This window comes from Ventrimonas sp., from assembly GCF_048380235.1.
In the GTDB taxonomy this organism is placed as follows: Bacteria; Bacillota; Clostridia; order Lachnospirales; family Lachnospiraceae; genus Brotaphodocola.
In genome coordinates this window covers 60,883-80,751 of sequence record NZ_DBFCCJ010000041.1, presented here as the reverse complement: position 1 = coordinate 80,751, position 19,869 = coordinate 60,883, and the positions used below count along the sequence as shown (strand labels likewise).

General features: G+C 48.7%; 19 protein-coding genes and 1 pseudogene. 1 reads left to right on the top strand and 19 read right to left on the bottom strand.

Translation table 11 applies throughout. The features are described 5' to 3' along the window. The 15 genes and pseudogenes from ACMP1L_RS07640 to ACMP1L_RS07570 form a co-directional block, all read right to left on the bottom strand. Positions 1 to 150 (bottom strand): ParA family protein (locus ACMP1L_RS07640; RefSeq protein ID WP_418452524.1); only part of this gene is annotated, 150 nt, incomplete at its 3' end. Between the two features lie 466 nt (positions 151 to 616). Further along, a complete protein-coding gene (gene rpsI / locus ACMP1L_RS07635; protein ID WP_177303693.1) occupies positions 617 to 1,009 on the bottom strand; it encodes a 30S ribosomal protein S9 in 393 nt (130 codons plus the stop codon). A 25-nt stretch (positions 1,010 to 1,034) separates the two neighbouring features. Next, positions 1,035 to 1,469 (bottom strand): 50S ribosomal protein L13, encoded by a 435-nt coding sequence (gene rplM, locus ACMP1L_RS07630; RefSeq protein WP_118533980.1) that lies wholly within the window; start codon positions 1,467 to 1,469, stop codon positions 1,035 to 1,037. Between the two features lie 573 nt (positions 1,470 to 2,042). Next, positions 2,043 to 2,777, bottom strand: a pseudogene (gene truA / locus ACMP1L_RS07625) (tRNA pseudouridine(38-40) synthase TruA); the annotation flags it as partial. A 151-nt stretch (positions 2,778 to 2,928) separates the two neighbouring features. Beyond that, entirely contained in the window at positions 2,929 to 3,723 is a 795-nt protein-coding gene (locus tag ACMP1L_RS07620; RefSeq protein WP_418452519.1) for an energy-coupling factor transporter transmembrane component T family protein, read from the bottom strand. Beyond that, positions 3,720 to 4,580, bottom strand: a complete 861-nt coding sequence (locus ACMP1L_RS07615) for an energy-coupling factor transporter ATPase (protein WP_118726351.1) — start codon at positions 4,578 to 4,580, stop codon at positions 3,720 to 3,722. Before ACMP1L_RS07615 ends, ACMP1L_RS07620 begins: the two co-directional genes overlap by 4 nt. Positions 4,581 to 4,592: 12 nt before the next feature. Further along, complete coding sequence (locus tag ACMP1L_RS07610) at positions 4,593 to 5,468, bottom strand: energy-coupling factor transporter ATPase (protein ID WP_118732891.1); 876 nt, start codon at positions 5,466 to 5,468, stop codon at positions 4,593 to 4,595. A 129-nt stretch (positions 5,469 to 5,597) separates the two neighbouring features. Continuing rightward, a complete protein-coding gene (locus ACMP1L_RS07605) occupies positions 5,598 to 6,188 on the bottom strand; it encodes a TIGR01440 family protein (protein WP_243025695.1) in 591 nt (196 codons plus the stop codon). A 157-nt stretch (positions 6,189 to 6,345) separates the two neighbouring features. After that, the gene (locus ACMP1L_RS07600; protein ID WP_177303671.1) at positions 6,346 to 7,017 is read right to left on the bottom strand and encodes a GntR family transcriptional regulator; all 672 of its coding nucleotides are present in this window, start codon (positions 7,015 to 7,017) and stop codon (positions 6,346 to 6,348) included. Between the two features lie 19 nt (positions 7,018 to 7,036). Continuing rightward, positions 7,037 to 8,455: a Sapep family Mn(2+)-dependent dipeptidase gene (locus ACMP1L_RS07595; RefSeq protein WP_418452518.1), complete on the bottom strand. Its 1,419-nt coding sequence runs from the start codon at positions 8,453 to 8,455 to the stop codon at positions 7,037 to 7,039. Between the two features lie 14 nt (positions 8,456 to 8,469). Further along, the gene (locus ACMP1L_RS07590; protein WP_118718816.1) at positions 8,470 to 9,444 is read right to left on the bottom strand and encodes an ABC transporter ATP-binding protein; all 975 of its coding nucleotides are present in this window, start codon (positions 9,442 to 9,444) and stop codon (positions 8,470 to 8,472) included. After that, positions 9,431 to 10,429 carry an ABC transporter ATP-binding protein gene (locus ACMP1L_RS07585; RefSeq protein WP_118718815.1) on the bottom strand — a complete coding sequence of 333 codons (999 nt, stop codon included), beginning with the start codon at positions 10,427 to 10,429 and terminating at the stop codon, positions 9,431 to 9,433. The genes ACMP1L_RS07590 and ACMP1L_RS07585 overlap by 14 nt, the downstream gene beginning before the upstream one ends. A gap of 38 nt (positions 10,430 to 10,467) precedes the next feature. Beyond that, positions 10,468 to 12,132, bottom strand: coding sequence for an ABC transporter substrate-binding protein (locus tag ACMP1L_RS07580; RefSeq protein ID WP_418452515.1), 1,665 nt, complete (start codon positions 12,130 to 12,132; stop codon positions 10,468 to 10,470). Positions 12,133 to 12,149: 17 nt separating this feature from the next. Continuing rightward, entirely contained in the window at positions 12,150 to 13,031 is an 882-nt protein-coding gene (locus tag ACMP1L_RS07575) for an ABC transporter permease (protein WP_118732886.1), read from the bottom strand. Positions 13,032 to 13,041: 10 nt separating this feature from the next. Further along, complete coding sequence (locus ACMP1L_RS07570; protein ID WP_118718813.1) at positions 13,042 to 13,995, bottom strand: ABC transporter permease; 954 nt, start codon at positions 13,993 to 13,995, stop codon at positions 13,042 to 13,044. Positions 13,996 to 14,256: 261 nt separating this feature from the next. Here ACMP1L_RS07570 and pepT point away from each other — a divergent pair, with 261 nt between their 5' ends. Further along, positions 14,257 to 15,474 (top strand): peptidase T, encoded by a 1,218-nt coding sequence (gene pepT, locus ACMP1L_RS07565; protein WP_418452514.1) that lies wholly within the window; start codon positions 14,257 to 14,259, stop codon positions 15,472 to 15,474. A gap of 95 nt (positions 15,475 to 15,569) precedes the next feature. Here pepT and ACMP1L_RS07560 read toward each other — a convergent pair whose 3' ends face one another. The 4 genes from ACMP1L_RS07560 to ACMP1L_RS07545 all read right to left on the bottom strand — a co-directional run bounded on the left by ACMP1L_RS07560 (position 15,570) and on the right by ACMP1L_RS07545 (position 19,834). After that, positions 15,570 to 16,535, bottom strand: a complete 966-nt coding sequence (locus tag ACMP1L_RS07560; RefSeq protein ID WP_118718811.1) for a uroporphyrinogen decarboxylase family protein — start codon at positions 16,533 to 16,535, stop codon at positions 15,570 to 15,572. Positions 16,536 to 16,725: 190 nt separating this feature from the next. After that, complete coding sequence (locus ACMP1L_RS07555) at positions 16,726 to 17,955, bottom strand: PspC-like choline-binding domain-containing protein (protein WP_418452512.1); 1,230 nt, start codon at positions 17,953 to 17,955, stop codon at positions 16,726 to 16,728. Positions 17,956 to 18,185: 230 nt separating this feature from the next. Continuing rightward, positions 18,186 to 18,722, bottom strand: coding sequence for a bL17 family ribosomal protein (locus ACMP1L_RS07550; protein ID WP_118533408.1), 537 nt, complete (start codon positions 18,720 to 18,722; stop codon positions 18,186 to 18,188). A gap of 152 nt (positions 18,723 to 18,874) precedes the next feature. After that, a complete protein-coding gene (locus ACMP1L_RS07545) occupies positions 18,875 to 19,834 on the bottom strand; it encodes a DNA-directed RNA polymerase subunit alpha (RefSeq protein ID WP_118732882.1) in 960 nt (319 codons plus the stop codon). Between the last annotated feature and the right edge of the window lie 35 nt (positions 19,835 to 19,869).

Genomic DNA, 19,869 nt, shown 5'->3' with positions numbered 1-19,869 from the left:
CAAGCTGATTGTCAGACTTCCTTGTGGGTCCCCGTCGATCAGAAGCACTTTCTTTCCGGCCTGTGCCAGACCTATTCCCAAGTTCGCACAGGTTGTTGTTTTGCCAACGCCGCCTTTCTGGTTGGCGATGGCGATGATTTGTGTGTTCATGACTTCACCTCATTTCTAATTGTTGCTGTTGTTTCTGGAAATAGAAAAAGCCGCCACTTCAAAATCATAAAGTGACGGCCCTTTCTAATGCCGGAATCTCTGAAACAAAAAAGCACCCAGTTATTTGTTACTGAGTGCCTGCATTAGAATCGTATTTAATTGTTCAGATTTGGTCAGATTATGCCAAACCCTCCAGCGAAAAATCCGGTGTCTGAGAGTACCAAATCACCCTCAAAAATACCCCCGAAATTGCTCTCTGGTTGTCCTATTTTTTAACCACTAAGGCCGTTTTTTGACCCCATTTTTGCCGGTTGTCCTATATTTAACCACTAAAAATTGGGTGAAATCGGCTCTCGTTTTGCCAAATTTGGTCAAACCATATCAGCCCGTTTAGATATAGCAAAAGCCCGGAAAACCTTGATTTTCCGGGCTTTTTGAACCATTTTGATATAGCCTGAGCAGTCGATTATCGCTTGCTGAACTGCGGAGCGCGACGAGCTGCCTTGAGACCGTACTTCTTTCTCTCTTTCATACGCGGATCTCTGGTCAGGAAGCCTGCTTTCTTCAGAACCGGTCTGAACTCAGCGTCTGCCTGAAGCAGTGCTCTGGAGATACCGTGACGGATTGCACCAGCCTGGCCGGTGAAACCGCCGCCGCGAACGTTAACCAGAACGTCGAACTTGTCAACGGTCTCAGTTGCTACTAACGGCTGACGAACAACTACCTTTAAGGTCTCAAGACCAAGATACTCGTCGATGTCTCTCTTGTTGATGGTGATTTTACCGGTACCCGGTACCAGATATACTCTTGCGATAGATTTTTTTCTTCTACCTGTTCCGTAATATTTATTTGCCATGATAACTTCCTCCTTTCAGTACCTTTCCTTAGAATTTGATTTCCAGAGCTTCCGGCTTCTGAGCTGCCTGCTCATGATCCGGTCCTGCATATACATGAAGCTTGGTCATCATGCTTCTTCCTAAAGGTCCTTTCGGAAGCATTCCCTTAACTGCCAGCTCAATAACGCGCTCCGGCTTCTTAGCCATCATTTCACGCAGAGTGGTCTCTTTCATACCACCTACGTAATCGGAATGATGATAGTAGATCTTCTGATCTAACTTTTTACCGGTTACTTTGATCTGATCTGCATTAACAACGATCACATAATCGCCACAGTCGATGTGCGGGGTGTAGATCGGTTTATTTTTTCCTCTTAATACTTTTGCTACTTCTGAAGCCAAACGTCCTAAAGTACATCCGGCAGCATCTACTACATACCATTTTCTCTCAATCGTCGCTGGACTAGCCATAAAACTCTTCATTGGTTAACCTCCTGTTAAACTATCTGATTCTAACGGTTCATCACCGCAATTGTTTTGAAATGTATAGTAAAATGCCTATTCCGGGGCTTTGGCCTAAGCATTTCCACCTAACGTCACAGTTGTATATTATATAATAAGCGATTCTTTGTGTCAAGCGCTTTTTCCTTGATTTTACGCCTTTTTGAGTGGTTTTCCACCGTTTTTTTATTTTTCCGGAGAGTTATCCACAGCCGGAAGCGCAGTTACCCACCGGCAGCTTGTCCGAATCAGTTTTTTCCGTTCTTCGTCGGTCAGGCACATCTCTGCTGTTTCCGTCATCTCCCTCAGGACATAACGCCCGTGTATCTGCCCCGGAACCAGGCGGTCCTTGCCTCTTTCCAGATCTGTCACATATACCCGGTCTGCTCCGTTCTGGAATGCATGGTGGATATTTCGCCGCAGGATTCCATCCAGTTCCTCATCCGCGCAGCGCGAGATCGCAAAATACGCTGCCTTGTCCTGTTTGATATGAGACTGCAGAATGTCATATTCCCAGTATTTGTTCTCCCGGTGATGCCAGTCAGGCAATTCCTGCTGATACTCCATGCTGACCAGGGTCAGGCCTCTGGCCGGTGCCGTGCGTCCTGCTGCCTGGCGGTCCCTGGCATCCAGAATTTCTTCCACGTGTTCCGGTGGATAAGCCCCCATTCCAACCTCCAGCAGGGTCCCTGCAATGATGCGCACCATATTATAGAGAAAACCGCTTCCGCTTATGCGGATGGTGATCATGTCATCCTGTTTTGTAATATCAAGACTGTAGATGGTCCGCACGGTTTCCTCTGCCTGGGTCCGCACAGTGCAGAAGCTCTTAAAATCATGCTCTCCCACCAGATACGCTGCTGCCTCTCTCATTTTATCAAGATCCAGGTTAAAATAGCAGAAATGGGCATACAGACGCTCCAATGGCATGGAAATTTTCCGGTTCAGCACCTTATATTCGTAGGTTTTGGTACAGTTAGCCTTTCTGGGATGCCAGTCCGCCGGAACCTCTTCCGAACTCTGCACCCGGATATCCTCCGGCAGACGCTGGTTTAAAGCAAAACAGATCTTATCTGCCGGCATGCGGTTTTCCGTGTCAAAAACCGCCACATTCCCACGGGCATGTACGCCGGAATCCGTACGGCTTGCGCCGATGACAGAAATTGGTTCTTTTAAAAGAGCAGTCAGTTCCCGGTTCAGCACTTGCTCTATGGTGATGCCGTTTGGCTGAAGCTGCCAGCCGCGATAGGCAGTTCCGTCATAGGCTACCACCATTCTTACTCGTTTCATCAATGTTATCCTCCCAAAGCATTCCGGCCTGAGCTTTCATGATATAAGAGATTCTGCCCTGGCAAATTCTCCTGCCGGATGCGCAAGTCAAAAATTGCTTCCCGGCCATCATGACAGGAAGCAATTTACAGTTACATTTTATTTTATCATCCTACGCACGAAGCAGGATCACGATCATCAGGTAGATCACATACACCAGATATCCCACCCGATCACGCTTGGCATATTTGAGCGGTTTCATCTTGGTACGGCCCTCGCCGCCATGGTAGCAGCGTGCCTCCATAGCCATGGCAAGGTCCGTTGCGCGGCGGAACGCAGAGATAAACAGCGGCACCAGAAGCGGCACCATGCTCTTTGCCTTCTGGATCAGGTTGCCGCTCTCAAAATCAGCGCCTCTCGCCATCTGTGCCTTCATGATCTTGTCGGTCTCTTCTACCAGAATCGGGATGAACCGCAGTGCGATGGACATCATCATGGATACCTCATGCACCGGTACTCCAACCTTATTTAAGAAACCCAGGCTCTTTTCCAGGCCATCTGTCAGTTCATTCGGCGTAGTCGTCAGCGTCATGACTGAGGAACCGATCACCAGATAGATCAGTCGCAGGGCCATAAAGCCTGCGGTGCGGATGCCCTCCTGGGTAATCTTAAAGATACCAAACTGAACGACCGGTGTTCCCGGCGTCAGAAACAGGTTAAAGCTCACACTGATCAGAAGTAAAAATAAAATTGCCTTTAAGCCTCGCACCATGAAAGAAAACGGTACCTTTGACATGCGGATGGCTGTGACCAGAAACAGGGTGGCCGCCACATAGCAGGCAATGCTGTTTGCAAAAAACAGAGAAACAATGAACACCAGCGTTCCAAACAGCTTCGTCCTCGGATCCATGCGATGCAGCACAGAATCCACCGGATAATATTGTCCTAATGTAATATCGCGAATCATGGTCTTTCATCCTTCCCGAGCAGATGCAGGATCGCATCCCTTGCCTCTGTCACTGTGGTAATATCGTCTGCGATCGGCACGCCATGCTCCTTTAAGCCATGTACAATGTAAGTGATCTGAGGGGCGGCCAGTCCCATGGCCTCCAGCTCCCTGTAATGGCGGAACACTTCCTTCGGCGGCGCGTCAAATATCTTTTCACCATGGTTCATCACCATGATCCGGTCCGCATAGCGGGCAATATCCTCCATGCTGTGAGATACCAGCACAATGGTCATATGATGGTCCCGGTGCAATGCGGAAATTTCATCCAGGATCTCATCACGGCCCTTCGGGTCCAGACCTGCAGTCGGCTCATCCAGGATCAGTACCTCCGGATGCATGGCCAGCACCCCGGCAATGGCAACTCTCCGCTTCTGACCGCCGGATAATTCAAACGGTGACTGCTGCCAGAGTTTTTCATCAAGTCCAACCTGGATCAATGCTTCTCTGGCCCGGGCCTCTACTTCTTCTTTTGAGAGGCCCTGATTCTTCGGACCAAAGCATACGTCCGAAAAGACATCCACCTCAAACAGCTGATGCTCCGGATACTGGAATACCAGCCCTACCTTACTGCGCAGGGCCTTCATGTCATAGCCATCCTGGTAGATATTTTCTCCATTATAATAGATTGCGCCGCTGCTGGCACGCAAAAGCCCGTTCAGATGCTGGATCAGCGTGGACTTTCCGGATCCGGTATGACCGATCAGCCCGATAAACTGTCCATCTTCGATCTCAAAGCTGACATCCTTTAAGGCATACTGCTCAAAGGCTGTTCCTTCACCATATATATGATTCAAATGTTCTGCCCTGATCGACATATATGCCTCCTTTTATTTTACCTCTGGAAATTTTTCGTGGAGAATGGGAAGAAGCTTCTCCATCAGCTCATCCATCGTCAGGATTCCATCCGGAAGGTTTACGCCTGCCTGCTTCAGCTCATAGGCAAGCTCCGTCACCTGCGGAACATCCAGACGATATTCCTTCAGCTCCTTCACCCTGGAAAAGATTTCCCGCGGTGTTCCGTCCATCACTAGCTTTCCGTCATCCATGACAATGACACGGTCCGCATCAATGACTTCTTCCATATAATGGGTAATCAGAAGAACCGTGATCTTCTCCTGACGGTTCAGCTCATGAAGGGTCGCGATGACTTCCCTGCGACCATTCGGATCCAGCATGGCAGTCGGCTCATCCAGGATGATGCACTGCGGACGCATAGCCATGACACCGGCAATAGCCACACGCTGCTTCTGACCGCCGGACAGTTTGTTTGGCGATTTCAAACGGTACGCAGTCATGCCGACTGCTTCCAGGCTCTGGTCTACCCGGCGCCAGATCTCATCAGTCGGCACTCCCAGATTCTCCGGTCCAAATCCCACATCCTCTTCCACAATGTTGCCAATGATCTGGTTATCCGGGTTCTGGAATACCATGCCTGCAGTCTTTCGGATATCCCAGATATGAGCATCGTCCGCTGTATTCATACCGGAGATCCAGACAGTACCGTCTGTCGGAAGTAGAATGCCGTTCACCTGCTTGGCAAAGGTAGACTTTCCGGAGCCGTTGTGCCCCAGAATAGCCACAAAATCTCCCTGGTTAATGTCCAGGGTCAGATCATCGATCGCACGCTTTACTTCTTCTACATGGTCATCTTCATCCCGGCGGATATAATCATATATTAATTTTGAAGCTTTTATGATACCCATAAACAAATGCTTCCTTTCCTGTGTATCTCTGTATACATTGTCGTTGTTTCATTTTAAGCGAAATTATACACAGCGTCAAGAAAAAATCCATCTGTTATCCACATTGATCTGCGATAGATGCAATTCCTCTTATAACAGACTCTCGTCGTATACGGCTCTTGCTCCGCCGGTAAACTTCAGTCTTGTTCTGGCACAGATCACCCGGGCTGCTCCGATCTGACGCCGCTCAATCCGTACCGGAACCGCCACTTCTTTTAAATGCATGCCGATCAGGGTGTCGCCGATATCCATTCCGGCTGCTGCCCGGATATGCTCCACTGCTGCCGGATGCGCAAAGCTGTGATATGCAGCTGTCGCAAAGGAACCGCCGGCCTTCGGCTGCGGAACCACATTGACCTGCTCATAGCCATAACGTTCTGCCGCTTCCTCTTCCAGGATCAGTGCCCGGTTCAGATGCTCACAGCACTGGGCGGCCAGAAATACCTCCGCTTCCTTAGCTGCCTGATATACGCCGTCAAAAAGCGCCTGTCCCAGTTCCGGACTGGAAAAGCTTCCGATCCGCTCACCGGCAACTTCGCTGGTAGAACATCCCACCACCAGAATGCTTCCTTTCTTCGGATGCGCTGCCGCAAGAAGCTGGGAGGCTGCCTCATAAGCCTCCTGCCGAATCTGCATCAGCTCCTGTGTATCTGCCTTTCTGTCAGACAATCCGTTCCCCATTCTCTGTCTCCTCCATTCTTTCTTTCAAATACTGTCTTTCATTATACGCCTTCTTTTCCAAAAGAAAAAGAGAAAAGATGACTGACAAAAGAGGCTGCCGCAAAATGGAATCTGGTACGTTTCCATTTCATGACAGCCTCTCCCTTTTCTCCATTTACTACAGATTAAAAGTCCTCGCGTAATTCGGACAGATGATATCCAGAAAGGACGCAATATCCTTTTTTAAGGCCTGTTCTGCCTGGTCAAATCTGCCTTCCTCCATGCACCGGATAATGCAAAGATGGCCTTCGACATCCACATTCCAGGACCGGTTATCCCGCTGATCCCAGAAACGCTGTGCATAGGCACGGGTCAGAACTCCGGTACTGCTCTCCAACATATGGTAACAGTAATCGTTGCCGCTGTAGGAAATGAGCTTCAGATGGAACTTCATGTTGTTTTCCCAGTGCTTCAATGCCGGAAGCTCATCTGTCCCATTCCAGCAGCATTCCTTCATGGTGAACTCCTTCAGTTCCGCAATATCTTCCGGGGTAAACGTCGGCGCACAAACCCGGAAGCAACCGGTTTCAATCAAAATCCGGAAATCCACGACATCGCGGATCTCCTTCTCATTGATCCGTACCACCTCGTAGCCGTAGCGCGGATGGCTGATCAGAACTCCCTCTTTACAAAGTTCGATCAGGGCATCCCGAATCGGAGATTTGCTCACTCCATACTTTGCAATAAGCTGCTTCTCCGTAATAATTTCGTTCTGTTTGTAAATTCCCTGGATAATATCACTCAAAACAGCTTCATAAATCTCGGCCTTCAAAGATGGCTTTCCACTCATACCGTTTTTTTGCCCTTCCCTACATCATTTTATCAAGCTCCAACAACGCAATTATATATGTTTTCAGGCCATTTAGCAACATCTTCAGCGGAACACATTCATCCGGCTGGTGTCCCTGTCCATGACCGCTCTCAAACGGATTGACTGCGTCCGGTACGCCCGGTCCAAAACCGACTGCTACCGGAAGCTTGCGGGAATAGGTTCCGCCTCCCATGGTATAAGGCTCATAATGCTTTCCAAGGACATCGTCGCAGATATCGCATAACAGCGGAATGTACGGCCGGTCGATCGGCTGGTAAGCCGGTCTGGAAAGCTCCGTCACCCTGAACGAGAAGCCTTTCTTCTCACTGCATGCTCCGAAGCGGCGACTGACCTCCTCACCATCTGCCGTAACCGGATAGCGGACATCAAAAAGAACCTTCATATTTCCGGCTTCCATGCGGACAACGCTTCCGACAGCGGTAAGCTTTCCGGACGCTTCATCCTCAAAGGAGATATCTGCTCCTGCACCGTAAAAGTCAGAAGTCAGCTCTGCCAGGCCTTTCACTGCATCGGCGCAGCTTCCCTGAAGCAGGGTGGTGCCGGATAATGCTGCTGCCAGAACCTGAACCGCGTTCACAGCTCCCTCCGGGAATGCTGCATGTCTGGAAATTCCGGTTGCCGTGATCCGCACATGCGGACCATCTGCCTCTGCCGTAAGTGCTTCCTGATCTCCAAGCTGACGTTTTACCTCTTCCAGGGATACATCGGAAAGCAGCACTTCTGCCTTGGAGGGAATTACGTTCACAACGCTTCCGGCATGAAAATCGATCAGATTTCCGTCTGTCCGGAGGTTCAGTTCTGCGCGCAGCAGACCTTTTTCTCCATAGCAGATCGGGAAATTGGTATCGGTAACCAGGCACAGATCCGGAATCTGCTGCGTCTTGCAGAAATACTCGATATCCTTCATACCTGTTTCTTCCGACAATCCAAAATAAATCATGACATCATTTTTTAATTCTATTTTATGTTCTTTTAAAAAGCGTAGTGCATAAAGCGCACAGATGGCCGGACCCTTGTTATCCCCTACACCGCGTCCGATCAGAAAACCGTCCTTTAAGGTGCAGCCCAGCGGCGGATACTGCCATCCGTCTCCAAGCGGAACAACATCCAGGTGAGCAAACATTCCGATTCGCTTCGGATGCTCGCCGGTACCCGGTACCACACAGCTGCCGCAATGATATTCATGATTTACTACCGTAAATCCATATTCTCCGGCAATCTCTGCTGCTTTATCCAGTACGTTCTTACATTCTTCTCCAAATGGCCATGGCCCATCGTTCTCTACCGATATACTCGGTATCGCAACCAGTTTCGCCAGGTTCCTTACAAAATCATTCTGATTCGCCTCGATCCACTGATCGATGCTCTGCTTTAAAGCTTCGTCTGGTTTGTACATTCTGCGCCCCTCCTTTAAGTTAGATGACATGCTACCATATGTCCGTTACCTACATCATGTAATGCAGGACACTCGGTCTTGCATCGTTCTGTAGCGTACTTGCATCTGGTGTGGAAATAGCAGCCAGACGGCGGATTCAGAGGACTCGGAACATCCCCTGTCAGAATTTCCCGTTTCATTTTATTATCCACATCCGGAATCGGGATTGCGGAAAGCAGTGCTTTCGTGTACGGATGCTGTGGATTGTTATAAAGCTCATTTTTCTCTGCGATCTCTACGATCCGGCCCAGGTACATCACGGCAATGCGGTCGGAAATGTACTTTACAACGCTCAGATCGTGGGAAATAAACATATAGGTTAAATGCTTTTTCTTCTTTAATTCCTGAATCAGATTCAGTACCTGCGCACGGACTGATACATCCAGTGCAGATACCGGCTCATCACAGACAACAAATTCCGGATTTAAGACCAGAGCACGCGCGATGACGATTCTCTGTCTCTGTCCGCCGGAGAACTCGTGCGGGTAGCGGTTCATCATATTTTCCGGCATGCCCACCAGTTCCATGATCTCTTTGACTCTCTGAACTCTCTCTTCCATGGTTCCGATCCCGAAGGCCTCAAGCGGGGCCATGATCAGCTCGAGAACGGTCATACGCGGATTCAGGGATGCGTACGGATCCTGGAAGATCAGCTGCATCTTGCGCCGCATCTGGCGCATCTGCTCCTTGTTCAGTTTGGTGATATCCTCACCACGGTACAACACATTTCCAGCCGTCGGTCTGATCAGCTGGAGGATACAGCGGCCCAGTGTGGACTTGCCGCACCCGGACTCACCTACAACGCCGATGGTCTCGCCTTCATAGATGGTCAGATCTACAGAATCCACTGCATGGACAATCTTTAACGGCTTTCCAGTCAGGCTCTTTGATGTTACGAATTCTTTTTTTACTTTTTGAACTTCCAGTAATACCTTCTTATCCTCTGACATCATCCTGACCTCCTTCCGGTGCGTACTTCCAGCAGCGTACCTGTCTTCCATTTACATCGTAAAGCCCCGGCTCCTGCTCCCTGCATCGTTTGTCTGCTTCCGGACATCTGGTGCAGAAACGGCATCCCTTCGGCATCTCGGACAAATCCGGAACTGATCCCGGAATGTTGAACAGCGGATCATCGGAACTCTGGTCCAGACGTGGAATGGACTTTAACAGACCGCGGGTATACGGATGGAGCGGATCTTTGAAAATACTTCTTACGTCTCCGTATTCCATCTCTTTTCCTGCATACATGACCATGACGTCATCTGCCATCTCTGCCACAACTCCCATATCATGGGTGATCAGCATCAGGGACTTATTCTCCTTTTCCTTCAGCTCCCTCATCAATTCAAGGATCTGGGCCTGGATCGTCACGTCAAGGGCTGTCGTCGGCTCATCTGCAATGAACAGTGATGCATTGCAGGACAGTGCCATGGCAATCATGACACGCTGACGCATACCGCCGGATAACTGGTGCGGAAACTCTTTCAGGCGCTGAGCCGGGGAAGGGATGCCGACTTTCGTCAGCATCTCCTCAGCTCTCGCCCAAGCCTCTTTTTTATCCATCTTACTGTGCGCGGTAATGGTTTCTACCAGCTGCTTACCGATCGTCATAACCGGGTTTAAGCCTGTCATGGAATCCTGGAAGATCATCGCTATCTCATTTCCACGGATCTGACGCATCTCCTTTTCTGACAGCTTTGCCAGATCGCGGCCTTCGAACAGAATCTCTCCAGATGCGATTTTTCCTGTCTGCTTGGGAATCAGCCGCAGGATCGACATACTTGTAACGGATTTTCCACACCCGGATTCACCCACGATTCCAAGTGTTTCTCCTCTCTTTACATGAAAGGATACTCCGTCTACCGCTGTCACGGTTCCATTCTTACCTGAAAACTGAGTAACGAGTTTTTTTACTTCAATTAAATTCTCTGACATTCCAATACCTCGCTTTTCGTATGGTATTTAACAGATGCTTATTTATTTACTTTCCATTCCCATACATTCTTGTTAATGTTGTAATCGATTGCACCTTCGCGTACATTCTCAAGCTTCTCGTTATATGCAAACAGATCGTTGGTGTGATACAGGAATGCCATCGGCATCTGTTTGAATAACTCTTCCTGATACTGATCGTAGATCTTCTTACGTGCCTCAAACGTGATTTCCTTTGCACCGGACTCACCGATCTGGCCCAGGGTCGGATCAGATAACTGTGCAAAGTTGTTCATGTAACCAGCAGTTACGTTCGGTACAGACTCAGACGGATCAACGGAACCTGCGGAACCGATGAAGCACAGATCGTAGTCACCGTTTCTTGCGTTGGTAAGCAGGGTCGGGAAGTCTAAGGTCTGGATCTTGGTCTTGATGCCGATCTTCTGTAAATCCTGCTGAATCAGGATCGCAGATTTCTCACGAACTTCGTTACCGGTAGATACCAGTACCTGCAGCTCACGGTTGCTGTCCCAGCCAGCAGCCTCCAGCATGGATTTTGCTTTCTCCGGATCATACTCAATCGGCAGCAGCTTCTCATCAAAGTACGGATGATCCTCAGCCAGAGGTCCGATTGCGATACGTGCCTCACCCTGCAGCAGCTGGTCAACGATAACCTGACGGTTGATTGCAAGGCTGATTGCGTGACGGACATCCTCGGTCAGATAATCTCTGGCGGTGTTCATTGCCATGTACTGATATGCAAAGGTCGGTACAGATTTCGTAACGATACCCTGTGTATTCTTAGCTGCTTCCCAGTCTGCTAACGGGATCTGGCTGTTGCCGGACAGAACGTCGATGTCGCCGCTCATTAAGCCGGATAACAGGTTAGAGGACTGTACCTTCTTGAATACCAGACGGTCAAAATCCGGAGCGCCAAGATAGTAGTCTTTGTTTGCCTTGAACTCAATGGATACGCCAGACTCCATGCTGTCGAAGATACATGGGCCGGAGCCAATCGGTTTCTGCCAGAATGCATCGTTTACCAGATCTGCGTCAGAAATGCTATCCAGCAGATGCTTCGGCATAATAAAGAAGTCACGGTTAACCAGTGCGTAGATGATAGACGGATCCATCGGGGCCTTTAAGGTAAACTCTACGGTATGATCATCCAGTGCTGCTACCTCGATGCTGTCGGTGCCGGTCTCACATCCGGTCTCATCGGTTCCTGCAAAATACTGCATACGGATTCTGCGCAGATAGTTGAACTCGGAAGAGGAAGCAACCTGTGCGGAGTATACAACATCCTCTGCGGTTACCGGCTCACCGTCCTGCCATTTGGCATTCTCGTTCAGATGATACGTGATCTTATCCTGAGCCTCATTGGTCTCCCAGCTCTCTGCCAGACGCGGCTCAAAGGTACCATCGGTGTTGATGACCATCAGACGGTCAAACATCAGCTCGATTACGTTATCCGCGCCTGAATTGGTGGTGTTCATCGGCATGAACGTATCCCAGTCACCGGTCTGTGCCATGGTAATGACCTTCTCGCCGCCTGTGCTTCCTGCCTCTGCTGCCGCGCTGGTTTCCGCAGAATTACCTGCAGCCGCGGTTGTCTGGGTTGAGCTGCTGGATCCACCGCCGCATGCGGTAAGGAGCATTGCTCCGGCCAGAGATGCAGCAACCACTTTTAACATGTTTCTCTTCATAATATTCCTCCTTTTATTTATTTCTTTTTTATTTTGGTTTTGGCATCCAGGGCATCCCGGATTCCATCTCCTATGAAGTTAATACTGGATACGGTGAGCACCAGTAAGATTCCCGGCGGTACCCACAGCCACGGTCTTGAGGAAAGTACGGTGATGGACTGTGCCGCGTAGAGGATATTTCCCCAGGATGCTTCCGGCGGCTGAACACCCATACCCAAAAAGCTCAGTGCAGACTCCTGAATGATCGCCTGCGCTGTACGGAATGTAAAGTTGATCAGGATCGGAGCAAATGCGTTCGGGATCACGTATTTGATCAGCAGCGGGATATCTTTGGTTCCGACTGCCTTGGCAGATTCCACATACTCTTTTTCTCTGACCGACAGCACATTGCCATAGATCAGTTTTGCGAAATCGGTCCAGCCCAGAATACCGATGACCAGGGTAACCGTCCATACAGAAGGTCCGATAACGGATACCAGCACCAGGATCAGAATCATGGACGGGAAGGACATGAAGATATCTGCGGTTCTCATAACGATGGTTTCCCAGATACCTTTATAGTAACCGGCGATCAGACCCAGCGGTACACCGATGCAAAGACTGATGATCGCGGAAAGCAGTCCCACCAGAAGGGAGATCCGGCCTCCGTAAACCAGTCGTGCAAATACGTCACGGCCGGTATCATCGGTTCCTAAAATGTGTCCCGCTCCCGGCTTTGCGCTGAACGCGAGAATATCTGACGTATACGGATCCAGCTTCATGATCATAGGAAGCACAATGACCAGGATCACTTCCAGCAAAATGATCGCAACACCGATCATGGCCAGCTTGTGCGCTGTAAACTTCCGGAGCACGTCACGATAGTATGAATCTTTTTTTTCAACTGTTTTTGTGGACATTTCTCTCCTCCTAACGGCTCTCTCTTATCTTTGGATCCAGTAAGCTGTAAGCAATATCCGTCAGGACGTTGCCAATCAGGACTGCTGCAGCAATCACAACGGTGATTCCCATGATCATCGGGTAATCTCTGGCGTTGATGGACTGGACCATCAGGCTGCCAAGTCCCGGCCAGCTGAATACCTGCTCTGCCACGACCGCGCCGCCGAACATGAACGGGATCATGGTACTCAATACGGTAACAACCGGAATCAAGGAGTTTCGCAAACCGTGAACGATCACGACTCTCGGCTCAATCAGGCCCTTTGCACGGGCAGTGCGGATGTAATCCTCATTGAAGACTTCCATCATGCTTCCTCGTGTCTGGCGGAGAATGCTTCCGATATTAAAAATAGTTAATACCAGACAGGGTAGAATCAAATGATGCGCCGCCGATGCCGCGGTATGGATACCTGCGTCATACATACCGCCCATAGGAAGGACACCCAGCCTTACCGCAAATATGTAGATCATAACCAGACCTGTAAAGAAGGTCGGGGTAGAAGCACCTACAAAAGCCAGTCCGGAAGAAATATAATCCCATGCGGAGTAAGGCTTGTATGCTGACATGATACCAAGCGGTACCGCGATCAGCACAGATAATGCTGTAGAGGAAAGGGTGAGAATCAGAGTCGGTCCCAGTTTTTCCAGAACCTGTCCGAGAACCGGCAGGCTGTTCCGGTATGAGATTCCCAGATTTCCGTGAAGCATGGATACCAGCCAGCGGAAATACTGAATGATGGCTGGGTCATTGAGACCCATCTGCTCTTTTAAGGCCTCCATACTTTCCTTTGTTGCCATTGGATCCGCCATCAGCATTTCCAGTGGACTGCCCGGTGCAAGCAATGAAATTAAATACACCAGGACTGTAATTCCGAAAAATGTTGGAATTGCTACTAATAACCGCTTGATGGTATATTTTAGCATGCGTCTATCGACCTCCGTATTTTCCTGATCATTCCCAAAACCTGTTTCCGAGTCTCAAGAATATCATTGTTATATTACTGATAATATCACCAATATCTAATTTGTCAATAGTAAAGGTTTTAAAAACATGTTTTTTGTTGAATTCGACTATTTTCTTATTTTTTTCTATACACATCTACCAATCTTTCCATTTTGCCAGGGCCAATCTTGACGAACCTTCCGAAACATGATAAATGTATTTTGACAAGGAGGAAATCAATCATGAATGTAAGTGAAAGATTTTTAAATTATGTAAAGCACGGCACCCAGTCTGACATTACCAGCTCCACCGTACCTTCCACCAAAGGACAGCTGGTTCTGGCTGCCCGGCTGGCAGATGAGCTGAAAGCTCTCGGTATTACTGACGCCCACACCGATGAAAACGGCTATGTATACGGCCATATTCCGGCTGCAAAGGGCTGCACCGGCGCCTGTCTGGCACTCATTGCGCATATGGACACTGCCATGGACATGTCCGGTGACAATATCAAACCACGCATCATCCGCAATTATGACGGAAATGACATCGTCCTCAACGAAGAGAAGCACATTGTCACCGCTGTTTCCGTATTTCCGAATCTGAAAACATTCGTTGGCCAGGATCTGATCGTCACCGATGGCACTACCCTGCTTGGTGCAGACGACAAAGCCGGCGTGGCAGAGATCATGACTCTGGCAGAATTTCTGATGCAGAATCCGGATTATCCGCATCCGCCGGTTTCCATCCTGTTCACTCCGGATGAAGAAATCGGCCGCGGACCAGACCACGTAAACCTCGAAGAGGTCGGCGCTGCCTATGGCTATACCATCGACGGCGGCCTGATCGGTGAGTTTTCCTATGAAAACTTCAATGCCGCTTCTGCAGTTGTTACGATTCACGGAGTCACTGCCCATACCGGCTATGCCAAAGGAATCCTGAAAAATGCCATTCAGATCGCCATGGAATATCAGGCACTGCTTCCGGCATATGAAACTCCGGCATGCACAGAGAACCGGGAAGGCTTCTATCATCTGGACAAGATTCAGGGACGAACCGAAACCACCGTCATGAACTACCTGATCCGCGACCATGACGAGGCACTGTTCCGGCATCGTCAGCAGATCATGCAGGAGGCAGTCGATTTCATCAACAAAAAATATGGTGCCGGCACTGCAGAGATCACCATCACTGAAAGCTACCGAAACATGTATGAGCAGGTCAAAGGCCACGAGAAGCTTATCTCCAATGTCATGACTGCCATGGAGCACTGCGGTATCACCCCGATCGTCACTCCGATCCGCGGCGGCACAGATGGCGCGCGTCTTTCTTATCAGGGACTCCCATGTCCCAACATCTGTACCGGAGGTCAGAATGGCCACGGACGCCATGAATTTGTATCCATTCAGTCCATGGAAGCTATCACCGAAATGCTGAAGGAGCTTGTAAAACTTTTTGCCTGAGATGATACAAAAAAGAACCCACACAGAGTCATGAATGCTCACACCTGTGTGGGTTCTTCTCTTACATACTTATTATATAGGTAAATAGGATTTTGTCAACTATTTCTCGCAGCAAGCACTGCGGCCTTTACCTTATCCAGATCCTGTTCTGTTGCCAATGTACAGTCTGCGCCAAGGATCAGGCCTTTTCTTCCGTACTCACGAATCACTTTCTTTACCTCAGCCTCAACCTCTTCTTTGGTTCCATCAACCAGAACTCCGTGACGGTTCGGCAGGCCACCCATAATGGTCTTGCCCTGGAAGAGCTCTTTTCCTTTTTCCAGATCAAACGGTGCCTCAAATACGCCCCAGTTCACAACATCTGCATACGGAGCATAATCTCTGTAGCGCTCCATATTCAGGTGATCCTTACAGATGTGCAGGAAGCAGTATCCGCCTGCCTCTTTGATAGCCTTCATAACCTGGATATCAAACGGTTTGATCCACTTTGCGAACTCTTCGTCCGTAAAGAACTCATATTCGCCGCCAAGGGATGCATAATAAACAGAATCCAGACCAGCCTCGATGTAAGCCTTTGCCAACAGGCACAGCACATCGGTAATGCGCTGCATAGCAGAAAGCATCTTCTTCTCATCCCATCTGAGGAAATCAACCTGCATCTGTCTTGCTGCATAATAATTGATGCCAGCCTGCTCAATCGGATGAATGCCGGATGCACAGATGCCATGGAGAGTACCCATGGTAAATACATCCTTATCACAGCCCGCCAGGATCTGCCTGGTCAGTTCCATCTGCTTTTTCATGAACTCGTCTTCCATGGTCATAACAGGAATCAGACGGTCATAATCGTCCGGAGTATGGATGGTTCCGAATACCGGTACCAGATTCTCATTCATGATCTTACAGATATCCGCATCTGTATCCCGAAAGAAATCCAGATGTGCCTTCACACATGCCTCTCCCTGCTTCTTGTCTGCCGGAAAATGAAGAGAAAAGCTGGACGGAACACCGTCGATCTCTCGCTGCTCGATTGCTGCAATTACACGCTCTTTTTTCGTCATATCATTACTCCTTTTCTTTCTTAATGCTAAGCTTAATATATCACTGATATTATCAGCGTGCAATCCATTTTCTGTTTTTTTCTGTTTTCCACATATTTTCCGTTCCAATTTATACAAGTTTCACAAATGAAAAGGAACTGCCGGAAAAAGGAGTTTTTAATGCTCCTTTTTCCGGCAGTCCTATCCTGTTTTAGTGTACCCAGATCCCCTGCTGATTCACATAAAAGGTATCGATGGTAGTATTCACTGCCTTGTTGCCCTGTCCCGGATAGAAATAATACCAGTTGCCATCTACCTGATACCAGCCTTCAACCATGTAACCAACACCGTCCAGATAATAGGTCTTGCCATCGCGGTTCATCCAATGGCCGCATACCAGACAGCCATAGTACTGATCCTTGGTCTCATTCATGTAGCACCAGCGGCCATTCCAGGAAAGCCAGCCTGTTATCATAGCTCCGCTTCCATCCAGGTAATACATCTGACCGTTGCGTACCTGCCAGCCGGTCAGCATTCTTCCGCTTGCGTCAAACAGATACCAGCGCCCGCCTACTTCTGCCCAGCCATTCTTCACATAGCTGCCGTCCGGATAGTAGTAATACCAGGTGTTGCCGTACTTGCGCCAGCCTGCGTTCGTATTACCGGAGGTGCCGCTGTCATTGCGGCCACTGCCATCTGATACATCTTCCTTTGCCAGATAGATCTCGTCGGACTCTACCCACTCACTGCTCTTGCCGTAATCATCCTGTTTGGATGTCTTGGCGATGGTGCGCACGCGGAACTTATAGGTGCCTGCCTGAGTCATGTATGGATAGAAGTTATATGTTTTGCCGGTAGTCTCTACCGTGTGGATCTTGGAAGAGCCCTTTCGCAGCTCTACCTCATACTGACCGGTCCCGCCATTATCCGGTTCTTCCCACTTTGCGGTTCCCTTGGCATTGTCCTTCCAATATGCATCCTCCGGTGCCTCAAAGGTACCTTTGATCGGTTTCAGCTTTGCCTTGATAACCAAATCCCCGCTGCTCTTGCTGGCACTGACAAACTCAGCGCCCTTGACAGTTACGTTGCTGGAACGGTAGGTTCCCTTAAACGCATAATCTGAATCAGTCACTTCCAGGCGGATTTTCAGTTCCGGCTGATATCCCACACTAATTTCTTTAGAAGAAGATGTTGTCCAGTCTGCCTCTTTGATCTGGTAACGGTCAGTAGATCCGGAGATGGCAATACCGCCGCCCGGTGCAGTGGTACTGTCAATATCAATGGAAGCATCTCCAATCCTATCTCCAACCTCCAGGTCTGTGTAAATCTGCAGCTTTACACTGGAAATTGTTTTGTCAGCCGCATAGGCTGTTGTCATACCTGCTGTGCCTGTACACAGAGCCAGGATCAGTCCCCATACTGCAAACCTTCTCTTTGTCATACTCATCCCTCACTCTCATATTTTCTAAATAAATATTGTTTTCTTTTGTAATTTCATTATAAGTGAAAGAAGATGTCCAGTCAACTTACGTATTTCTTACTGATTTTCCACAATATTGCCACAAACCTAAATATTTTGAACAAATTATTAAGTTTTTAAAAGCATGAAAAAAGCTCCCGAAGAACAAATCTTCGGGAGCCATAAGCTCATAAAATTATATGATTATAAGATTAAACAAGCTCTAACAGTACTTCCATAGCGCCGTCGCCCTTACGCTGGCCGATCTTAACGATACGGGTGTAACCACCGTTGCGGGAAACGTACTTCGGAGCAACCTCGTCGAAGAGTTTTGCCGGGATATCTACGGATTTGGTGTTTTTCTTCTTGCCTGCAGCTGCGGTCGGAACCTCAGTTACATCGTAGAGAACTTTGAGCATCTGACGACGAGCATGAAGTCTGGACGGCTTATCTTTTTTGATTTCCTTCTGAACTTCATCATAAACGGTAACTTTCTTGCCGTTTACTACTTCTTTGACTCTCTTACCCTCAGCGTCCTTCTTAGCAACCTTAGCGGTAACAGTAACGGTCTCGAAGTTGTCTTTCTCTTTTACAGCCAGTGCGATCAGACCCTCAGCAACTTTGCGGATCTCTTTTGCTCTGGCCTCAGTAGTTTTGATGCTTCCATGATACAGCAGTGCAGTTACCTGGCTGCGGATCATTGCTTTTCTCTGGCTGGAAGTTCTTCCAAGCTTTCTATAACCTGCCATTTTATTTTCCTCCATATAGTGTGGAGTGCAGTCCCGTGCCCTTTGGTCTTACCGGACCACAGCTTCCAATTTTCATAATGTAGCGGCTCTCTGCCTGATGGACTTACGGAGCCGCCACTTAAAAGTTTCATATTGTTGAATCAAGCTTCGCTTTATTCCTCACTCGGGTTCAGCTGAAGACCTAATTCTTTTAACTTCGCCAGAACTTCCTCAAGGGACTTTCTGCCAAGGTTACGAACCTTCATCATATCCTCCGGAGTTCTGTTGCACAGTTCCTCCACAGTGTTGATTCCGGCTCTCTTTAAGCAGTTGTAGGAACGAACAGACAGTTCCAGTTCATCGATGTTCATCTCGAGAACTTTCTCTTTCTCATTGTCCTCTTTCTCAACCATGATCTCAGCGGTCTTGGCATTCTCAGAAAGATCGATAAAGAGATTTAAGTGCTCGCTCAGAACTTTCGCTGCGAGACTTACAGCCTCATCTGGAGCTAAGGTTCCATTGGTATACACGTCTAAGGTCAGTTTATCGTAATCGGTAACCTGTCCAACACGGGTATTCTGAATGGACATGTTGACACGCTCAACCGGTGTGTAGATGGAATCCACCGCAATCACACCAACCGGCATATCCTCACTCTTATTCTTGTCTGCGCTCACGTATCCGCGGCCCTTGGTGATAGTAAGCTCCATATAGAACTTGCTGTCTGTGCCGCCGCTTAAGTGTGCGATCACCTGATCCGGATTCATGATCTCAATGTCCGGGTCAGCCTGGATATCAGCTGCAGTAATAACACCCTCACCCTCGAACTCGATGTAAGCGGTCTTTACTTCGTTGCTATCACTGTTGTTCTTAATAGATAAGCTCTTGATGTTCATAATGATCTCAGTTACATCTTCCTTAACACCTGGAATAGAACTGAACTCATGTAAAACGCCGTCGATTTTCACCTGGCTGACAGCTGCACCCGGCAGAGAAGAAAGCATGATTCTTCTCAGGGAGTTACCCAGCGTTGTGCCATAGCCTCTCTCAAGTGGTTCAACTACAAACTTGCCATATTTCTTATCATCAGAAATCTCAACAATCTCAATGTTTGGTTTCTCAAAATCGAACACGACTCTAGCCCCTCCTTTTGGGTTCTTCTATCGAG